Source organism: Acetobacter sacchari (assembly GCF_017377715.1).
GTDB lineage: Bacteria > Pseudomonadota > Alphaproteobacteria > Acetobacterales > Acetobacteraceae > Acetobacter > Acetobacter sacchari.
Window position 1 is genome coordinate 86,063 of sequence record NZ_JAFVMF010000013.1, and the last position, 18,035, is coordinate 104,097.

Below are 18,035 nucleotides of genomic sequence, written 5' to 3' on the forward strand. Positions count from 1 at the left end.
AGCGGCTGTCGTGAAACGACCGCCGCTCCGCGATCAGATGATCAGGCGACGATTTCCGTTTCGGCGAAGAAGAAGCGGATCTCGTTCGCGGCGTTCTCGGCGCTGTCGGAACCGTGGACGGAGTTCGCTTCGATGCTCTCGGCGAACTGCGCGCGGATCGTGCCGGCGTCGGCCTTCTTCGGGTCGGTCGCGCCCATGACTTCACGGTTCTTCAGAACCGCGTTTTCGCCCTCGAGAACCTGCAGCACGACGGGGCCGGAGATCATGAAGGAGACCAGATCGCCATAGAAGGGGCGCTCTTTGTGAACAGCGTAGAAAGCGCCAGCCTGGGCTTCCGTCAGCTGCACGCGCTTCTGGCCGACGATGCGCAGACCGGCGTCTTCGAACACGGCGTTGATCTTGCCGGTCAGGTTGCGGCGCGTTGCGTCGGGCTTGATGATGGAGAGAGTGCGTTCAACGGCCATGGTCGGCTCCCAGTTCTCACGTGAAGCGGATCGCCGTTACGACGGCCCGCAGGCAGCGCCCATCTAGAGCATTCCGCGCCCGACGGGTAGGCCCCCGCAGCGCAGAACTGCCTGTGAAACGATATGGTCATGTGTTCGGACGGTTCGCGTTCGCACGTATGACTATGGTATCCCACCCGTCGCACATCGTCCTTCGCCGCCAACTTCCCCAAGCGAGATCCCGTTGAGCCTGCTTATCATCACCGACCTCACACTCCGCATCGCCGGGCGGACGCTGCTCGATCACGCCAGCCTTTCGATAGAACCGGGCCGAAAAGTCGGCCTTATCGGCAGGAACGGCGCCGGCAAATCGACGCTGCTCGCCGCGATCGCCGGGGACATTGCGCCGGATGACGGAACAATCAGGTTATCGTCGCGTGCGCGGATGGGGCGCGTGAAGCAGGAAGCGCCGTCTGGCCCCGCCTCCCTGCTGGAGACCGTGCTTGCGGGCGATCTGGAACGCGCGTCCCTCCTCGCCGAGGCTGAAACCGCGACCGATGGGGCGCGGATCGCCGAGATCCACGACCGACTCGCCGCCATTCAGGCCGACAGCGCGCCTGCGCGGGCCGGGACCATCCTCGCCGGTCTGGGCTTCGACGCGGAGGCGCAGGCGCGCCCCGTCTCCGACTTCTCCGGCGGCTGGCGTATGCGCGTGGCTCTGGCCACCGCGCTGTTCCTCAATCCCGATCTGCTGATCCTCGACGAACCGACCAACCACCTCGACCTTGAAGCGTCGCTCTGGCTCGAAGGCTGGCTGGCGCGTTTCTCCGGGGCCGCGCTGATCGTCAGCCATGATCGCGGGTTGCTGGATTCAACGGTGGACGCCATTGCGCATCTCGACCGCGGCAAGCTGTCCCTGACGCCGGGCGGCTATGAGGAATTCGTCCGCATTCGCACCGAACAGGCCTTGCAACAGGCGCGCGCAGCGGAGCGGATTGCGGCCCAGCGCGCGCACATGCAGTCCTTCGTGGACCGCTTTCGCGCGAAAGCCACGAAAGCGAAGCAGGCGCAGGCGCGCATCAAGGCGCTGGAAAAACTGCCGGTCATCGAAAACGTCGTGGAGGACGCCCCTACCCGCTTTGCGTTCCCCGAGCCCGAACAGTTGCCGCCGCCCATGCTGACTATGGACCGCGTGACGGCGGGCTATGACGGGCGGCCGATCCTGTCTAACCTGACGCTTCGCCTCGATATGGAGGACCGGATTGCGTTGCTGGGCGCGAACGGCAACGGCAAATCGACCTTCGCCAAGCTTGTGGCCGGGCGCATGGAGCCGATGTCCGGCTCGTTCAGCCGCAGCTCCAAGATGCGGGTTGGCTATTTTGCGCAGCACCAGACCGAAGAACTGGTGATGGGCGACACCCCGATAAACCACATGGCCCGCGCCCTGCCGCAGGCGGCGCCAGCAGTCGTACGCGCGCAGCTCGCGCGCTTCGGGCTGGATGCGGGCAAGGCGGAAAGCCGCGTCTCTGACCTGTCAGGCGGCGAGAAGGCGCGTCTTCTGCTGGCGCTGGCGACACGCGACGCCCCGCAATTGCTGATCCTCGACGAGCCGACGAATCATCTCGACCTCGACGCCAAGGACGCCCTGATCCGCGCGCTGTCTGCGTTTGAAGGGGCGGTGCTGCTGATCAGCCATGATCCGCATCTTGTCGAACTTGTGGCCGACCGGCTCTGGCTGGTCGCGGACGGCAAGGTGACGCCTTTCGAAGGCGACATGAGCGAATACCGGACATGGCTGTCCGAACGCGCGCGCGCGGCCTCCCGCGCAGCTTCGTCGAAATCCGACGTAGCGCCAGCCGCACGCAAGGAGGACCGACGGGAGCGCGCCGAGGCCCGCAAAGCGCTGGCTCCGTTGCGTAAACGCGTGAAGGACGCAGAAACGTTGATGAGTCGTCTGGGAAGCGAACACGCGACGATCGAGGCGAAGCTGGCCGATCCCGGGCTTTACGCGTCGTCCGCCACGCAGGAACTGACGAAGCTGACGACGAGGCTCGCGGCGGTAAAGCGCGAGCAGGAGAAGGCGGAGGAGGTGTGGTTCGAGGCTCAGGCTGAGCTTGATGAGGCGTCTCAGGCCGCCTGATCAGGCCGCCGCCCAGAGCAGGGGGCGCAGTTATGGCCGCGAAACGACGCATCGCTCCTGCTGGCAGCGACACATAACTCCTGTTTCTCCTTCAGATATACGTTATGCAGATATACGTTATGTTTTGTTGCCGGCAGTTCACGGGCATAGCCTTCATCTGACCTCACGCGACGGTACGGGCACGTTGCACAACGCAACGCCGTGCGCCGCACGCACGAAGAACTGATCGGTCCGCGCAGCCCGCGCATCCAGATAGGCCCCGAACGTTGGGCTGTCGGTTCGCATCGTCTGCACATGAGGACGCGCCACCTGCGGCAGATCAGCGGCGAGAGTCATGTTTTTGATCGGAATGTCCTGATGCTCGTCGGTATAAAAACCTAATGCCCCGGTCCCGCGTCGAAGCGCGCCGAAATACTCCATGCCTACCAGGACGCGCCCGACGACCGCCAGATTACGATCAAGCTGTCTCGGCGCCTCGCCATTGATCACGTAAAGCTCCCGCCCGTCCCCGGTGTCAGGCGGCATTTCACGCCCCACGCCAACGGTTCCGTAACACTGCGCGGGCCAGACCCGCGCCCCATCGCTTCCTGCAGCCCATCCCGCTACGAGTCCAGCTTGCGGCGCGTAGGGGTCAGGATAGCCAAGCGGGCGAAACGCGAGACCGTCCAGAGGCCTGTCGTACTCCGCCGGAGGCTGTTCCACGAAACCTTTCGGAGACGCCGTCTTCCCGTCCCGCACCCGCCATTGCACGACATAGTTGTCCTGCACGCGGGTGATGGCGCCGCGGTCCCATGCATGGGCTCGCGCAAGACGCACCACATTCGCGACGTGAACTGGCGCGAAGTCGGGGGCAAGCTCGATCACGGCTCTCCCGCCATCGGCCATGGTCATCAGCAAAAGTCGCTCCGGTGCGACGGTTTCCCATGCGCTGTCCGGCGCATGGGCGACGATTTCGGCTGGCGTCGGCGCAGCAGCGCGAGCGGCGACGTTCGAAAGCAGGAGAGCCAAGAAGGCAAGATTCAAGCGCATTGCACAAGAATGCATGCTTATTTCGGAAGCGGATAGACTCCGTGACTCAAAGCACGACGAGGCGTCGACGGCCGCGGCGAATCATCGCCGCTAGGGCCGTTACATCGACCCTTCAGCCGCCTGTTTGCGTTTTCCGGAAGCTGGCGGGCGACATGCCCAGCAAGTGCGTGAAGGCTTTTGCAAACGCGCTGAGGGATGCGTACCCCGCTTCGGCGGCGACATCCGTCACGCGCGCTCCCTCCGCGAGTAGAACCGCCGCGTGAAAAAGACGCACCTGCGTGATCCAGTCCTGCCAGGTCATTTTCGTCTCAGCACGGAAATGACGACGAAAACTGCGTTCCGACATGCCTGCGTGTCCTACCGCCTGCGCCAGATCCATCCGGGAAGGACAAACGAGGGCCGCGTCCATGGCCCGCGCCAACGATGGGTGGGTCGCACGTGGCAGCGTGAAGCGACGCTCAGCTTTCTCTTGCATCTGCTCAAGGCAGAGCAGGCCCAAAGTATTGAAAAAACTTTTGGCGACCGGGTCATTTTCCGCCGAATCTACGCTCCAGCGAAGGGTGTGAAACAGCATTTCCTGTAACAGAGCGGTCACGGGAAACGTCTGGATATGTTCAGCGCGATCAGGGGGAAACTGAGCGGGATCAAAATAGACCGACACCCCCTCCAGGTCACGAATCATGGTCCGATGCCGCGTCCCCGCTGGAATCCATATGGCGTGCGCGGCGGGCAACAGATATCGCCCCTCCCGAGCTTCGATCTGCGTCGCGCCGCGTCTTGCGTATGTGATCTGATGACATGGATGCTCATGCCAATCGTAGAAGACCGACGTGGACGGATTACGAAACGCAAAACCGGGCGTCCCCGGTCCATCAAGCCTGTTTTCTATCAGAACGCTCAGCGTCTCTCTGGCTGTCAGAGTCTTCATTGGCCGGTATTCGCTCAACTATGGCCTATCCGCGTCAGACGGCCAATCGCCATTTCCTTATCCTGAACGTATAAAGAAGGAAAGAACGATGATCGAACCATCCGCCTCACACGCAGCTCGCATTGTTTCGCAATTCACGCGTTGGGCGAAACCGTTTTCCGAATTGCCTATCCACGCCGAAACAGAAAGCATGGCCCAGACCGTCGCCGCCTGTTCTATCGCCAGGGGCATGAAGGCGCTCGACGTCGCCTGCGGACCGGGGATCGTCGCCTGTGAACTGGCGCGATCAGAGGCGCAGGTCACCGGCGTCGATCTGACGCCGGCCATGATCGAGCAGGCGCGTCAGCGTGCGCACAGGCTGGGTTACGACGTGGATTTTCATATCGGTGACGCACAACATCTGACATTCGAAGATGCAAGCTTCGACAGGGTTGTGACGCGTTACAGCTTTCATCATATGCAGGAACCGGGAAAAATTCTGACAGAAATGGCGCGCGTGTGCCGCCCGGACGGCCTTGTCATCGTGATCGACGCGACCCCGGCGCCCGAATGTCAAAAGGCATATGACTATGCCGAAACGCTCCGCGATCCTTCGCATACTTCGGCCCTGACACTGTCGCAGTTGCACGCACTGGGCGCTGAAGCAGGACTGTCTCTCGTGGCGACCTATCAGTATCGTCTCGAATCCAGATTGTCGGATCAAGTCGCTCCTGAAGACTGGCCCGCACTGCAGGCGCTGTTCGCAACGGACATCGCCTCCGGAAAGAATGCTCTGGGCATGGACGCGTGGGAGGCCGAAGACGGCGTTCACTTTTATTTTCCCATTTCAATCGTCGTTTGGAAAAAGGGTTTGGTCAGGCCAGTCGCGTAGGGCGAATAATTTTCCCCGCACGCTCGCGCGACAGTCGCTGTCAGACCCGGTCGCAGACAGATCCGGCGAAATGGGCGCAAGATATCGGTATGCCCATTCAGGATTTTATGCCACGCCGATATCTCGACAGCCGCAACGTTTCTCGGCCCCTGTCTTCATCCTGCCCGGCAATCTTCGGCGACCGGCGGTCCACGTCTGAAACGCCTCAGCTCGCGCCCTCCTCGAAGCGTATCTGCGACGGATCGATAGCTTCGCTCGGTGCATGATCCGGAACAATGGTCTTCGATGAGGACGGAGGCGCTGCGCCCGCCTTCCCTGCCGCCGCGTTCGCACAGGGTTGCGGGCGACGGCGCGGCGGACCCGCGCCGTTCGAGGCGTCGGCGTACTGCCCGCCGCCAGCATCGTCCGGCCCGCCCATGCCTCCTCCCCCCATACCGCCGCCTCCCATGCCGCCGGAAAGACCGCTCAGACCACGCATTCCCATACCCAGACCACTTCCAACTCCCCCGCCAATCAACCCGCCGGCGAGGCCGCCGACCATGCCTGCGCCCCGACCGATCGAACTCATCAGCGAGCCATGAGGAGATTTTCCACAGCTTTGGTCATTGTCATTGTGCGACCCGGAGCATGCGGCGAGCATCAGGGACGCGAGCAAGCCCGCACACAGTTTCATGACAGGTTTACTCAAAGTCTGCGCCCTCAACACCACGAGCGATTTCAGGCTCACGGAATGCCAAAAGCGCCGGAAACCGCCATAGGGAAGGCCCGCCCTACGCAGCCCTCTCCCGGCCCGGAGTATCCTCCCGGGGAGCGACATCGCACAGCGTATGAACCGTCACGAACTGTTATTGAACGCGACAGAAACAGCTCGCCCGTTGCCACGCGTAACAGAGTCGCACATCGCCAGAAACGTGGCGACCAGGCTCTCAGGCGCACCCTGACTTTCAGGCGGAAGCGTAAGGATCTGCGACTTGCGGCCAGAGAGGACGCCCGGCACGAGGCAAATCGAGTTCCGCCATGTCTGGCCGCACGCAGCCCGGCGCCGAAACGAACAGAACTTCCGAAGCGATGCCGACGAAGCGATTGTAAAAATGTTGCGCTGACTTCACGACCACCGCACGCTTGCTCGACAGGTCGATTCCAAGGTTCGTGAAGGCTTCCGGAGAAAACGTCTGCTGGCGCCTGGAAACAATGACGACGTCAACCCCTTCGACCACCAGCCACGCAGCTGCCCCCAAGGAAGAACGGCCTCCGCCCAGTCCGACCTGCAAAAGTTCGTCCGTCACCCCACGAACGACGCCCGTTACATCCAGCGGATCGCTGGAGGTCAGTCCGCATTTGCCGCCGACGCGCAGAGTCAGGGTTTCCCCGGCGCCAGCCTCAAGACACGCCGACACGACCATCGGGTCCCAGATACACCCAAGAGCCACTCCCTCGGCGCCGCTATCAAGAAGGTGGCGCAGAACGACCGTATTATCGGAGGGCGCGCCGCCGCCCGCGTTATCTGAAACGTCCGCAAGCACGAGCGGCTTAGCAGGCAGAGAGGTGAGAATACGCTCGATTGCTTCGTCGACGGACAGGAGACTGGATTCATTGGCCTCCCGCATGTCCCAGATTTCCTGCGCCAGGCGGGCGGCGAGATCAGCGGCGCGTCCTGCGTCCCCGTCAGCGATAACCAGCGTCTTTGCGCCAACGTCCGGAACGTCCGCCCAGGGAAAGCCATGTGCAAAGGACACGGAAAGAATTCCGTCCTTCCCTTCGAGCTCCTGCATTCTGTCAACAAAGGAGCGCACCGGCTCGTGTGGCGTACGCCAGACCGAGAGCATACGGCAATCGTGTTCAGCCATGACCGGATGTATGCGTCCCTCGGCAGTATCGATCGCCAGACGATAAAGCTCGATCGCTCGCGGCTCGATATCGTCGTGCGGATACTCCTTGTACAGAACGATCAGGTTAGAATTTTTCTGCATTTTCTCTGTCAAATGACAGTGTAGATCGAGAACCGTTCCGACAACTGCGCTAGGTCCGACTATGGCGCGCGCGTGAGCGAGCATGTCACCCTCGCAATCATCATAGCCCACAGCCACCATCGCGCCATGCATGGATAATAGAACGACGTCGACTGGTAGCGCCGCCTTCAGGTCATCCATGATATATCCGCGTATTTCCTCGTAAACGCCACGAAGCGTCAGACCCGCGGGTTGCGCGAATGAGCACACGCTTTCGATGATCTCATGCCCCTCGGCCTCCGCGAGTTGACGCCACGCTTTCAGCGGCACGCTGGCCATCGTTGTCGGATGCTCTGTGGCGCCGGTGCGGAACCAGTCACGATCTCCCATGAACGCGCTACGCCCGGTCATGATCGGCGAGAACGTGTTGGTTTCCGTTCCGAACGTCGCGATAAAAATTCTCATCTGTCTTATTCCTGTGTGGTCACGACGCAGCGATCGAGCGCCTCCGCCAGGTCCCCGGAGGGGAACCCCTGGCGGCGTCCGATAAATACAAGTCGGGTGCGCGGGTCGGCCGCCGCGCGGTCAGGCGCAGGACCGAGAGACGCGCGACGCCCAACCATCTGAAGCAGAAGTGGGCTCCCAGACGCCCCTGCATGGTAGAGAATTCCCTTCGCCCGCAGAAGTTGTGCCGAAAAACGTCCTACCGTTTCCTGAAACAATGCAAGATCGACAGGGCGCTCTGATTCCCAGGCCAGACTTGCAAAACTGTCCTCGGCTTTCCCGCCTTCCACGCCAGCAGCGACCGCCGCAAATCGCCGCCGCCCTCCCGATCCAGACAGAGCCGAGTGCGCCAGCAACGCTTCAGGCGTATCGACGACAGGCGTCCCCGAGGCGATGTTTCGCAAACGAGCGTGAGCGAAATCGACTTCCGCTGGAGCAAGGATATCCAGACGCGATAGCGTCAACAAATCGGCCGCCCGTATCTGTTCAATCCACAGCGGGTCGAAAACTCCCTCATCTTCAACAACCAGACTCTGGGCGTCAACGACGCAAAGAACGCCCTCCAGAGCTGCATGTCTCCAGATCACGGAGTCCATCAGCGCCGTTCGCATATCGGTCAGCCGGGAAACGCCGCTGCACTCGATCACGATCATTTCCGGCTGCGGCGTTCTCCCGAGCAGCATCCTGATCGTCGAAAAGAGGTCTCCCTGCAAGGAACAGCAAACGCACCCGTTGCGAAGCGAAAGAATATCTTCCTCACGCCGCTCGAGCAGCGTTGAATCCACGTCTATCGCGCCGAAATCGTTGACGATCACGGCAAGATTTTCGGCCTCCCGACGCGCCATCAATCTGTTGAGAAGGGTCGTCTTGCCCGCGCCTAGAAAACCACCCAGCACATAGACCGGGACGGCGACGTCACCGACCAGCGAAGCGCTCATCGCCGTCCTAACCGCCCCCTGACCGGACGTCCCGGGGCCGCATCCACCCGCAATTCTCCGCCGTCGATAACCGGTTCGCCATTCACCAGGAGAAAGGATACGCCTTCCGAACGTCGGTTCATCGCCGAAAATTCAGCCTTGTCGGCAATCGTATCCGGATCGAAAATCACGATATCGGCGTCGCAACCCTCTTGCAGCCGCCCCTTTCGACGCATCTGCGGAGCCGCGGATTCGATGATTTTCGCGGGTCCCAGAGAACAGCGACGCATTGCCTCCAGAAGAGAAACTTTCTTTCGTTCCCGCATATACTCCCGAAGAAATTTTGTGAACGTTCCGGAAGACCGGGGATGCGACGACGCCTCCGCCGGCAACGGCCATTCGCCGCCTTCGTAGGTCGAGCCATCCGGCAGGGTCCACGGCATGGCGTCCGACGCGATGATACCGCCAGGATACAGTACCGACGCATCCAGCAACTCCCTGTGGCGGGGAACGCCTTCAACATCGAGAAAATGCCACAAGACCAACGTGTCCGGGCGCTCCTGCTGCGCGGCAAGAAGCTCGTCCCGGCTGGCTATCCTTTGCCCGTTCTCAACTTTCTGGATAGCCGGGTAATCATTACCCGTCCGCTCCCGAAACGCCGGATCCGCAAAGAATGGCGCTCCGATCACCGTAGAACCAGTGCCGTACGGATAGGCTTCCACCGTAACCTTCAGCCCCTGCTTCTGGGCCATGAGCACCAGTTCGGCCGCGCGCTCCACATCCTGCAAGCTGGTGCTGTTGAAGTGGCAGATATGCATATGCGCGCCAGTAGCGCCTGCGTAGCCGATGAGCCGTGTATAGGCGTCGATCGAGCTTCTCGGATCGATATTCGATGAGTACGCAATATGGGTATATGTCGGAACGTCATAACGTGCGGCAAGCGAGCAGACATCGACAATCTCCTTCGCTCCCGCGCCCGGGAGATAGGCATTCGGGATGCCTATACCGACGCCGCCTTCCTCCAGTCCCTGCTCGACAAGCGCAAGTATTTTTCTGCTTTCACTGTCTGAAGCCGTGTTCTGGCTCCAGCGCGGATCGTCAAAACACTTGCCCATGAAAGACAACGACGGCTCCAACGGTCGCTCGATGATCGCCGAAATTCTGGCGAACGCCCATGCCGCCGCTGCGCCATAGTTCAGCACCCGCCCGACGTCCGCCTGCTTCTCGTACCATTTCGCCACGGGTAGAATGCCCACCTCGCACTCAAGGGTCGTCGTCACCCCGTCGAACGCCTGCATCCGGTCGGCAGGTATCGATTGCCCATGCGCGTGAATATCTATGAAACCGGGAGCCACGACCTGGCCCGCAGCGTCGATCTCCCGAACTGCTGCGCCCGAGACCGCTCCAACCCGCTCGATGACCCCGGAACGTATGGCGACGTCGCCACGTTTCTCCAGTCCCGTTTCCGGGTCGACGAGAATGCCGTCGCGGATAATAACGTCGTACATATTGCTCATCCTATGCAGGCGTGTAACGGAGCGTTTCGCCATCGAGCGCCAATTCCGTTCCAAACGGTCGGGACAACGCATCAAGACGTCCCAGGATCGATCTGGCGTGTTCACCTTTGGCCAACCGGGGAACGCCACGCTGATGCGCCGCTCCGCCAAGCCCGAGTTCGACGGGATGAATGACCATCTCCTTTAGAAGGCCATCCTCAAATTTACAAATTGGCGCGACAGTTTCCCAAAACCTTGTTTCAGCCGGAAAGCCCTTCGTGTCATTCTCCGTGCGTAACCGATAGACATGCGCTGGCGTCATGTCAGATGGAGCACGAAACCGACGGTACGAGTCTGCCGGCAGTCGCGGCACCAACTCATTCTGGCCGATGAAATTTCCCAGACTGTAAAAGATCGGCTTCCCCCGGTAGAATTCTATTCCCCTAAGGAGATGCGGGCCGTGTCCAGCAACTACATTGGCGCCGGCATCGATAACGCTGTGAGCGAAATCGCGAAAAAATGGCGCAGGCGTCTCTTCGTCAATGACGCCAGCGTCGTTATAACCGGGCTCGTGCGAGTGCACGCTCACGATGACGACGTCAGAGACCAGACGCGCCTCTTTCACCCAGCGGACGATGTCATCCACGTCTTCAGCGCGAGCCGTCGCCTTAATTCTGGTCTCCCTGCCAGGGCGGAAACTCAATCCGCCTAAAGGCAACATTTGCGGATCGGCCGGCTCAAACCCAAAGCCAAGCCTGACGATCGCGCGCCGCATGGTCTCAAGCCCCAACTGCTCCGCGATCTCTCGCAGAACCGCCATCTGCGCTTCGGTGATTTCGTACGTAGCCGCATAGTGGAGAGGGTTGCACCCGGGGCGTCCCAGCATGGCGTCTGTCTGGGCGGCCGCTTCCTGCCCGACACCGAACGTGGACGTGCATGACAACATCGCCACGGTTCCGTTCGGGTGAGTGCAATATGTCGGCATACGGGCGCGGGTCAGGTCCGGGCCTATGCCTGCGTAAAGAACCTGTCTTTCATCGAGTTCCTTCATCGCCTTGCGCAGACCGGAGATACTGTAATCCAGACTGTGATTCGTCGCCGCGGCGAACAGGTCGAAGCCCGCTTCGATCAATTCGTCGATAACCCACGACGGCGCGCCGAAGTGTGACCCCCCGCTCTCGAGCGCTGGATCTCCCTCATAATCGTTCGGCAGCACCTCGAGGTTGGTGAAAGAAACGTCAGCTTCACGAATCAAATCGAATAACGGCGCGATGCGCGGGTCGGAGAAACTGTTCAAACGACGCAACAGAATGCTATCGCCGGTGAGCGAAAGTGAAAGCATACTTCATTCCCAGCAAAATCCCGTCCAGCGAACGGAAATTGCGCTTCGACGAGTTATTTCGCCGTTCAGTACGATCGGGCGTTTCGTCACATCTGACGAAACGCCCTGTCATGACCGATTTCAGAAGTCGAAGCCGAACCGGCCGCCGACGAAACGGGGAGAGCCGGAAATACCCGTCAGCGCCGTCGTCGCCGCCACCGGAACGACCAGTATGTAATGCCGGTTCGTCAGATTTTCTGCGTATGCAGTCACGAACCACTTGCTGTTGATCGGTTTGAACGTAACGCTGGCGCCCATCAGGAAATAAGACGGCACGACGTAAACGCCGGAACCACGCGGCTGCAGGCTGTCCTGCTGCGTCCGGTAGGAGTAATCGACTGCAAAGTTCAGCTTGTATTTCTTGAAGACAGGTCGAGTGTCATAACTGGCCATGCCACTCAGAGTAAGCTTCGGCATACCCATATCAGCGCCGTCATAGCTGCTGTAGACTGGGGAATAGACGCCCGTCAGTTTGTAATTGGCCGAAACCGCAGCGCTGTTGACCTGCTGGTAATCCGTATATTTTCCGCGCAGGTACCCGAAAGTCTGCGTAAGTGTCAGGCCAGGAAACGGGTTCGCGTCTACCGTGAACTCGGTTCCCCAGATCTTCGAGTGTGGGATGTTGACGTACGAACCATATGTGCCGGGAGTGCCGCTGCTTGTCGCGACGTTCGGATTACCCGAGATGACGACAGTGCCCAGCATCTGCTTGTCATGGTAGTCGTCGTAGAACATCGCCGTGTTGAGGCGCAGTCTATGATTGAAGAATTCCGTCTTCAGACCGACCTCATACGCCAGAACCCATTCGGGTTTAAACGGTTTGATCTGAACATCGGATACGGTGGTGTTGGTGGTGAACCCGCCCGGTTTCACGCCGCGCGAGATGCTTGCATACGCCAGGATATTATCCGTAGCCTGCCAGGCGAGCGCGACTTTTCCAGAAAACTGGTTGGTCAGCGCGCCTCTGGTCCCAAAGCTCGTCTCACTCATACAGGTTGCCGCGCCGTTACACCTCGCAGCCTGAGTCGTCGAAGGCTGCATGTAGTATTGTTTGACCGCATCGCCAACAAGCTGACGCTCGTCGCTCTGATGCGTCAGACCGAACGTGAACTTCAGCTTGCGCGTCAAATCGTAGCCTAACGTCGCATACTGGCTGAAATTTTCTTGCGGTTGATTATGCAGACTGTCTCGGAAATACCCTACGTAATCCGTAAGATCGAACCAGTTGGCGCCGAAAGCCCGAACGCGATTGTAGTAGAGGCCTGTCGTCCAGTGAAACCGGCCGTTCAGCAGCGGCTTTCCTTCCAGACGAATTTCCTGCGAGAAGACATTCGTATTTCCTGCGAAATACGTATCGCCAGATCGGAACGCCAAAGCGTCACGATCGACATATTCATGTCTTTGTTGTTGAGAGAAATTACTGATACTGACCAGTTTTGCGAAATTTAGTTCACGAGACGCCTTGAGCGTGATCCCCCATGTCACGTCATTATTCGACGGAATGCTCTTGGGGTTGATTCCGATCAGTTTTGCGTATTGCGGATTCAGGCTCCAGCCAGTGGCGTAAATGTTCTGATCGCGCGGAGCGTTGCTGAGCGTGGAAAAATCCTGAAGCACAAAGGCGCCTGTGGCGTCCGAGCGATCAAGCGACCAGTTGCTGATCAGATCGATATTGGTCTTCTCGTCAGGCTGCCATGCAAGACGCCCTCTGATAGCGCCCATGTTCGCATTGCCAAGTTTTTGCCCCGTCACGCGATTAAAGCGAAACGCTCCCCCTTCCATGTTCAAAGCGGAGATACGGTATTGCAGATTGCTCGTGATCGGTCCGGAAACATACAGCGTGGTCTTGCTACGATCCCGAGTGGCGAGATCCTCCGTAATCCCGTAATGAAGCTGTTTCGTTGGGGCTCGGCTTTCAATGCGCACTTCGCCACCGGTGTCCGACAACCCGTGCGTAAAGCCTACAGGACCGGGATCCGCAGCCACGCTCTGCACGTCGAACATCTGGCCGCTGCTCATGGACGAAATCGGGTAGGCGACGTCGTCAAAGTAGGTCAGCACCGACGGCATGTTGTTCTGGGTGTAATCCTGAAGACCGATGCCGCGCAGGTAGTAGGAGGGGGCGTTCGAACCGCCTTCCGTCTGCACCGTCAGGTTCGGCACGATACGGCCGAGATCCATGACGCTGTTAATATGACGCTGCGTCAACACCTCCTGATCCAGATAAGTCGCCGAGTTGGCCTCGTGCTGCTGCGCCGAAAACTTCAACACGCGATGGCGCGCAACCACGCTCACCGCTTCCGTGTCCGTTCGCACCATGGATTGTCGCTTGCGCGGCGTAGCGGGTTTTGCAGGCTGCGCCACAGCCGCAGTTCCGACGTTTACGTGCGGCGCGGCTTTTTTGTGCGTCGCGGTCGCCGCGCGCACAGCGCCGCCATGAAGCGCACACAGCGCGGTGGCCACGGAGAGCGACTTTTTCAGGTGTAATGATGAAACGCGAACCATACGTCACTCCGGAGAGGTTTTTCATTACGAAATCAAAACAAAAACAACATGATAGGGCCGCAACGCGACCCGTCTCTCAACTCTTGAAGGCGAGAACGTCGATCTCCTCCATCAGGCTTTCCACCTGCGTGAGTCTGCTCGCCACGGCGCCGCCAACGGATTGCTCGAGCAGCGACGCGAGGCAGTTCACCAGCGTCATGGCGGCGCCATAACTGTCGAAAATTCCCCTGCCCTCGACCGCGCAGCGAAGCGTCAGATTGACCCCGTCATCGTTGGGCGGAGCATCGAAGTCGCCGATCTGAAGCACCTTCGCACCGCGCCGCTGGGCCACACGCGCAATCCGTCCACGGACAGGACGCCTCCGCCGAAAGGACAACAACACGACCAGATCGTTTTCCGCGGCGTTCACCAGATCTTCGCCCAAAGTCATCCCCGCACGGGGAAGAAGAGCGGCGCCCTCGCGCATGAGATTGAGAATATTGTGAAGATAGGAACCAACGATCATCGAGTTACGAAAACCAACGATCCAGATTCGACGGGCGTCCCGGAGCATTGCGACCGCCCGCTCCAGCTTGTCGGCGCCAAGATCGTCGGCCGTGCGCGACAGGTTATGATTTTCCTGCCGCACATAATCCGTGAAATCGTAATTGATCTTTTCATGACGCTCCGTGCTGCGAAGAGCCACGAGCGGCGACCCCATCTGCGCGCGTTCACGCGCCTGGGTGTGCGCCTGCTGATAGCTTTCATAGCCCAGACGGCGGAAGAATCGTGCCGCCGTCGGATTCGACACTTGCGCACGCGTGGCAATTTCTCCGGCAGTAAATCCGGAAAAATTACATTCCATCTCAAGTATGACCGCGGCGAGCCTGCGTTCGCCGACGGACAACTCGTCTTGAACGTTCATGATTCGAACCTCGATCGGGGTGTCGTTTTCCATCCGCACTCACTTCACTTTCGGAATGAAACACATTTATCATTCCGAATACAACATGAAAAAAATATTTCGTTACGACCTTGACGATCCCGCCTCCCACGCGGCCTGATGCAACTCTCCTCCAAATCAGCGTCAGTGCCGCCCGATGCTTTCCCGAGCCTATATGAACTCCGCCCCCCGCCCCGTCACCAAAGAGCAGTTTGCGTTTTCGGCAGAGCCGACCGCAGTCGCTACAGCGTGCACGACCGTGCGCGCCTGGCCGCAATACACCCTCGTCCCACCGATGTCGCTTCAGGCGGTCACGACCTCTTCTGGGCGCAAGTCTCTTTTCTGCAAACAGGACTATGAACGCTCCGGTTTCGGCAGCGCTTGTGCGGTGCAACGGCTTGCGATTGACGGTAACCACGGGCTCTCGGCGGCTTCGGGGGCGCTCCGTTCTGCATCACGGCGAAATTTCATCGGAGCACTGTCATGACAAGAGAAATTATCATCGCCGGCGCGCAGATGGGGCCGATCGCACGGGTCGACACAAGAGAAAGCGTGGTGGCGCGCATGGTCATTCTGCTGGAAAAGGCCGCGCGAATGGGCGCGCAACTGGTCGTTTTCCCGGAGCTCGCTCTTACCACGTTTTTTCCTCGCTGGTTCATGGCGGAACAACAGGAGATCGACGTCTTCTTTGAAACGCAAATGCCAAACGAGTCGACAGCGCCACTTTTCACGCGTGCGCGGTCTCTGGGCGTGGCGTTCACGTTTGGTTTCGCTGAAAAAGTGACCGAAAATGGGATCGTCAGACGCTTCAATACGTCGGTTCTCGTCGACACACAGGGGGAGATTGTTGCGCGTTATCGCAAAATCCACCTGCCGGGTCATTCCGAGCATGAGCCCGGGCGCGCGTTTCAGCATCTCGAAAAACGTTATTTCGAACCAGGAGAGGGATTTTTCGAAACGACTAACCTTCTTGGCGGCCACTTCTCCATGGCGATCTGCAACGATCGGCGCTGGCCGGAAACATATCGCGAAATGGCGCTGCGTGGAGCCGAGGTCGCGACCATTGGCTACAACACGCCTCTACATTACGCGCAGGCCCCGGAGCACGACCACCTTCAGTCCTTTCATAACCACCTTTGCCTGCAAGCCGGGGCCTACCAGAACGGCCTGTGGGTCGTGGGCGTGGGCAAGACGGGCGTGGAGGAGGGCTGCGGCCTGCTCGGCCAAAGCTGCATCGTCGCCCCCACGGGTGAAATCGTCTCGATGGCCAGCACCACTGGCGACGAAGTGATCGTCGCGGCCTGCGATCTCGACCGCTGCTCGGAAATTCGCGAAAATATTTTCAATTTCGCGAAAAATCGACGCCCGGAAATGTATCCGCTGCTCAGCGCAGTATGAGCGCGAGCCTGCTCCTCAGCGATAAAATCGTTTTTAAATCGCATCGTCTGTTGGACGAATGGAAACTGGAGGCTAGCCTGTCAGCAGAGACCGTTTATGGGAACGTCACCACGCTAGGAGCACGACGCCTTTGGTCCCTGACGACGCCAACCCCACAGACGGCCAATCCCAGACGCCAGCGCGCGCATCGCCCAGGAGCCCTGCCATGACTGCGGTCCGGACATCGACACTCTCAGCCTCCCTCGGCGCCGGGGCGCTGCCCACAGCGACCCTCGACGCGCTTTATCGCCGGATCGACCTGCGGGTCGTGACGATACTCGCGGTTTCATATCTTCTCGACTGTATCGACCGGCTCAATATCGGTTTCGCACAACACCAGATTTCAGAGCGGATCGGCCTTACGCCGCAGGATTACGGCTTCGCGGCGGGTATCTTCTTCATCGGCTACGTGCTGTTTGAAATCCCGTCGAATTTACTTCTGCCGAAGGTCGGCGCCCGACGAACCTTCTTCCGCATCATGGTCCTGTGGGGACTGACCTCCGCCAGCATGGGGCTGATCACCAACCGCAACGCCTTCTATGTCATGCGTTTTTTACTCGGCGTCTTTGAGGCCGGGTTCGCTCCGGCCGCAATGTATTATCTGGCGAGCTGGTATCCACGGGAACGCATGGCTACTGCGATTTCGATCCAGCAAATCGCGGCGCCCATGTCCGGCGTCATCGCCGGTCCCGTCTCGGGCATGCTTGTCCAGAACATGGATCACGTCGCCGGTGTCGATGGCTGGCGATGGATGTTCTTTCTCGAAGGTCTGCCGTCGATCATCATGGGCTTCGTCGTTTTCGCAACGCTGCCTGACAAACCCTCCGAAGCACGGTGGCTGACGCCCGCCGAGGCCCGGATCGTCGAAGAAAACGCATCCTCGACCGGAAGCAGCCACCACGGATTTTCCGCCGTGCTGCGCGATAAAATGATCTACATCCTGTCGCTCGGCTACTTCTGCGTGATCTGCGGTCTCTACACGATCAGCTTCTGGCTGCCGACGGTACTGCGTCAGTCAGGCGCGACCAGCGATCTTCAGATCGGCTTTCTCGCCGCCATCCCGTTTTTCTGCGGAACTGTCGCCATCCTGACATGGGGCCGGCGATCCGACCGCCTGCAGGAACGGCGCTGGCATGGCGCCATCCCGGCTCTTCTCGCCGCAGTCGGGCTCGCGTCGATCGTCGCCGCGACGGGCAGCCTGCTCGGCGCCGTCATCGCCCTGAGCGCCACGGCCATGTGCCTTTACTCCACATATCTGGTCTTCCTGTCCGTGCCTTCCGATCTGCTCAAGGGGCCGGGAGCGGCGGGGGGATACGCCCTGATCAACTCGATCGGCCTGCTCGGCGGCTTTTGCAGTCCGATCATCATCGGCCACGTCACGCAGATCACCGGGAACGTCAACGCCGGTCTGCTGACCATGAGCGGGATCGTGGCTCTGGGAGGCCTTATTTTCATCTTCGCAATTCCCGGAGGCCGCGCCGCGCCCGCCGGGACGATGCCGCCGGAGTAACGC

General features: G+C 60.0%; 15 protein-coding genes. 5 read left to right on the forward strand and 10 right to left on the reverse strand.

The window, feature by feature from the left end; all coding sequences use genetic code 11:
* Positions 1-41: 41 nt before the first annotated feature.
* A complete protein-coding gene (gene ndk, locus J2D73_RS12975; RefSeq protein ID WP_026398401.1) occupies positions 42-464 on the reverse strand; it encodes a nucleoside-diphosphate kinase in 423 nt (140 codons plus the stop codon).
* Between the two features lie 223 nt (positions 465-687).
* On the opposite strand from ndk, the gene J2D73_RS12980 reads away from it, so the two are divergent.
* Positions 688-2,583 (forward strand): ABC-F family ATP-binding cassette domain-containing protein, encoded by a 1,896-nt coding sequence (locus tag J2D73_RS12980; RefSeq protein WP_207881953.1) that lies wholly within the window; start codon positions 688-690, stop codon positions 2,581-2,583.
* Between the two features lie 153 nt (positions 2,584-2,736).
* Here J2D73_RS12980 and J2D73_RS12985 read toward each other — a convergent pair whose 3' ends face one another.
* A complete protein-coding gene (locus tag J2D73_RS12985) occupies positions 2,737-3,612 on the reverse strand; it encodes a peptidylprolyl isomerase (protein WP_243429923.1) in 876 nt (291 codons plus the stop codon).
* 112 nt (positions 3,613-3,724) lie between these two features.
* Positions 3,725-4,540 carry an AraC family transcriptional regulator gene (locus J2D73_RS12990; protein WP_207881955.1) on the reverse strand — a complete coding sequence of 272 codons (816 nt, stop codon included), beginning with the start codon at positions 4,538-4,540 and terminating at the stop codon, positions 3,725-3,727.
* A gap of 88 nt (positions 4,541-4,628) precedes the next feature.
* Here J2D73_RS12990 and J2D73_RS12995 point away from each other — a divergent pair, with 88 nt between their 5' ends.
* A complete protein-coding gene (locus tag J2D73_RS12995; protein ID WP_243429924.1) occupies positions 4,629-5,411 on the forward strand; it encodes a class I SAM-dependent methyltransferase in 783 nt (260 codons plus the stop codon).
* Positions 5,412-5,616: 205 nt separating this feature from the next.
* Here the strand turns inward: J2D73_RS12995 and J2D73_RS13000 are convergent, their stop codons facing one another.
* The 7 genes from J2D73_RS13000 to J2D73_RS13030 all read right to left on the reverse strand — a co-directional run bounded on the left by J2D73_RS13000 (position 5,617) and on the right by J2D73_RS13030 (position 15,067).
* Entirely contained in the window at positions 5,617-6,084 is a 468-nt protein-coding gene (locus J2D73_RS13000; RefSeq protein ID WP_207881956.1) for a hypothetical protein, read from the reverse strand.
* Between the two features lie 271 nt (positions 6,085-6,355).
* Positions 6,356-7,825 carry a M81 family metallopeptidase gene (locus J2D73_RS13005; protein WP_207881957.1) on the reverse strand — a complete coding sequence of 490 codons (1,470 nt, stop codon included), beginning with the start codon at positions 7,823-7,825 and terminating at the stop codon, positions 6,356-6,358.
* A 5-nt stretch (positions 7,826-7,830) separates the two neighbouring features.
* Positions 7,831-8,802 carry a CobW family GTP-binding protein gene (locus J2D73_RS13010; RefSeq protein WP_207881958.1) on the reverse strand — a complete coding sequence of 324 codons (972 nt, stop codon included), beginning with the start codon at positions 8,800-8,802 and terminating at the stop codon, positions 7,831-7,833.
* Positions 8,799-10,289, reverse strand: a complete 1,491-nt coding sequence (locus tag J2D73_RS13015) for an amidohydrolase family protein (protein WP_243429925.1) — start codon at positions 10,287-10,289, stop codon at positions 8,799-8,801. Before J2D73_RS13015 ends, J2D73_RS13010 begins: the two co-directional genes overlap by 4 nt.
* A 10-nt stretch (positions 10,290-10,299) precedes the next feature.
* Positions 10,300-11,619 carry a CapA family protein gene (locus J2D73_RS13020; RefSeq protein WP_207881960.1) on the reverse strand — a complete coding sequence of 440 codons (1,320 nt, stop codon included), beginning with the start codon at positions 11,617-11,619 and terminating at the stop codon, positions 10,300-10,302.
* A gap of 120 nt (positions 11,620-11,739) precedes the next feature.
* Complete coding sequence (locus J2D73_RS13025; protein ID WP_207881961.1) at positions 11,740-14,163, reverse strand: TonB-dependent receptor; 2,424 nt, start codon at positions 14,161-14,163, stop codon at positions 11,740-11,742.
* A gap of 76 nt (positions 14,164-14,239) precedes the next feature.
* Positions 14,240-15,067, reverse strand: a complete 828-nt coding sequence (locus tag J2D73_RS13030; RefSeq protein WP_207881962.1) for a MurR/RpiR family transcriptional regulator — start codon at positions 15,065-15,067, stop codon at positions 14,240-14,242.
* Positions 15,068-15,260: 193 nt separating this feature from the next.
* On the opposite strand from J2D73_RS13030, the gene J2D73_RS13035 reads away from it, so the two are divergent.
* From J2D73_RS13035 to J2D73_RS13045, 3 genes are all read left to right on the forward strand, one after another.
* On the forward strand, positions 15,261-15,572 hold the full coding sequence (locus J2D73_RS13035; protein WP_207881963.1) for a hypothetical protein: 312 nt from the start codon (positions 15,261-15,263) through the stop codon (positions 15,570-15,572).
* Positions 15,569-16,483: an N-carbamoyl-D-amino-acid hydrolase gene (locus tag J2D73_RS13040; protein ID WP_207881964.1), complete on the forward strand. Its 915-nt coding sequence runs from the start codon at positions 15,569-15,571 to the stop codon at positions 16,481-16,483. Before J2D73_RS13035 ends, J2D73_RS13040 begins: the two co-directional genes overlap by 4 nt.
* 205 nt (positions 16,484-16,688) lie before the next feature.
* The gene (locus tag J2D73_RS13045; RefSeq protein ID WP_207881965.1) at positions 16,689-18,032 is read left to right on the forward strand and encodes an MFS transporter; all 1,344 of its coding nucleotides are present in this window, start codon (positions 16,689-16,691) and stop codon (positions 18,030-18,032) included.
* The last annotated feature ends 3 nt before the right edge of the window (positions 18,033-18,035 follow it).

What these genes read in the sequence shown, in the direction of transcription:
- ndk (WP_026398401.1), bottom strand. Translation starts at nt 464, where the DNA reads ATGGCCGTTGAACGCACTCTCTCCATCATCAAGCCCGACGCAACGCGC.
- J2D73_RS12985 (WP_243429923.1), bottom strand. Translation starts at nt 3,612, where the DNA reads ATGCGCTTGAATCTTGCCTTCTTGGCTCTCCTGCTTTCGAACGTCGCC.
- J2D73_RS12990 (WP_207881955.1), bottom strand. Translation starts at nt 4,540, where the DNA reads ATGAAGACTCTGACAGCCAGAGAGACGCTGAGCGTTCTGATAGAAAAC.
- J2D73_RS12995 (WP_243429924.1), top strand. Translation starts at nt 4,629, where the DNA reads ATGATCGAACCATCCGCCTCACACGCAGCTCGCATTGTTTCGCAATTC.
- J2D73_RS13000 (WP_207881956.1), bottom strand. Translation starts at nt 6,084, where the DNA reads ATGAAACTGTGTGCGGGCTTGCTCGCGTCCCTGATGCTCGCCGCATGC.
- J2D73_RS13005 (WP_207881957.1), bottom strand. Translation starts at nt 7,825, where the DNA reads ATGAGAATTTTTATCGCGACGTTCGGAACGGAAACCAACACGTTCTCG.
- J2D73_RS13010 (WP_207881958.1), bottom strand. Translation starts at nt 8,802, where the DNA reads ATGAGCGCTTCGCTGGTCGGTGACGTCGCCGTCCCGGTCTATGTGCTG.
- J2D73_RS13015 (WP_243429925.1), bottom strand. Translation starts at nt 10,289, where the DNA reads ATGTACGACGTTATTATCCGCGACGGCATTCTCGTCGACCCGGAAACG.
- J2D73_RS13020 (WP_207881960.1), bottom strand. Translation starts at nt 11,619, where the DNA reads ATGCTTTCACTTTCGCTCACCGGCGATAGCATTCTGTTGCGTCGTTTG.
- J2D73_RS13025 (WP_207881961.1), bottom strand. Translation starts at nt 14,163, where the DNA reads ATGGTTCGCGTTTCATCATTACACCTGAAAAAGTCGCTCTCCGTGGCC.
- J2D73_RS13030 (WP_207881962.1), bottom strand. Translation starts at nt 15,067, where the DNA reads ATGAACGTTCAAGACGAGTTGTCCGTCGGCGAACGCAGGCTCGCCGCG.
- J2D73_RS13035 (WP_207881963.1), top strand. Translation starts at nt 15,261, where the DNA reads ATGAACTCCGCCCCCCGCCCCGTCACCAAAGAGCAGTTTGCGTTTTCG.
- J2D73_RS13040 (WP_207881964.1), top strand. Translation starts at nt 15,569, where the DNA reads ATGACAAGAGAAATTATCATCGCCGGCGCGCAGATGGGGCCGATCGCA.
- J2D73_RS13045 (WP_207881965.1), top strand. Translation starts at nt 16,689, where the DNA reads ATGACTGCGGTCCGGACATCGACACTCTCAGCCTCCCTCGGCGCCGGG.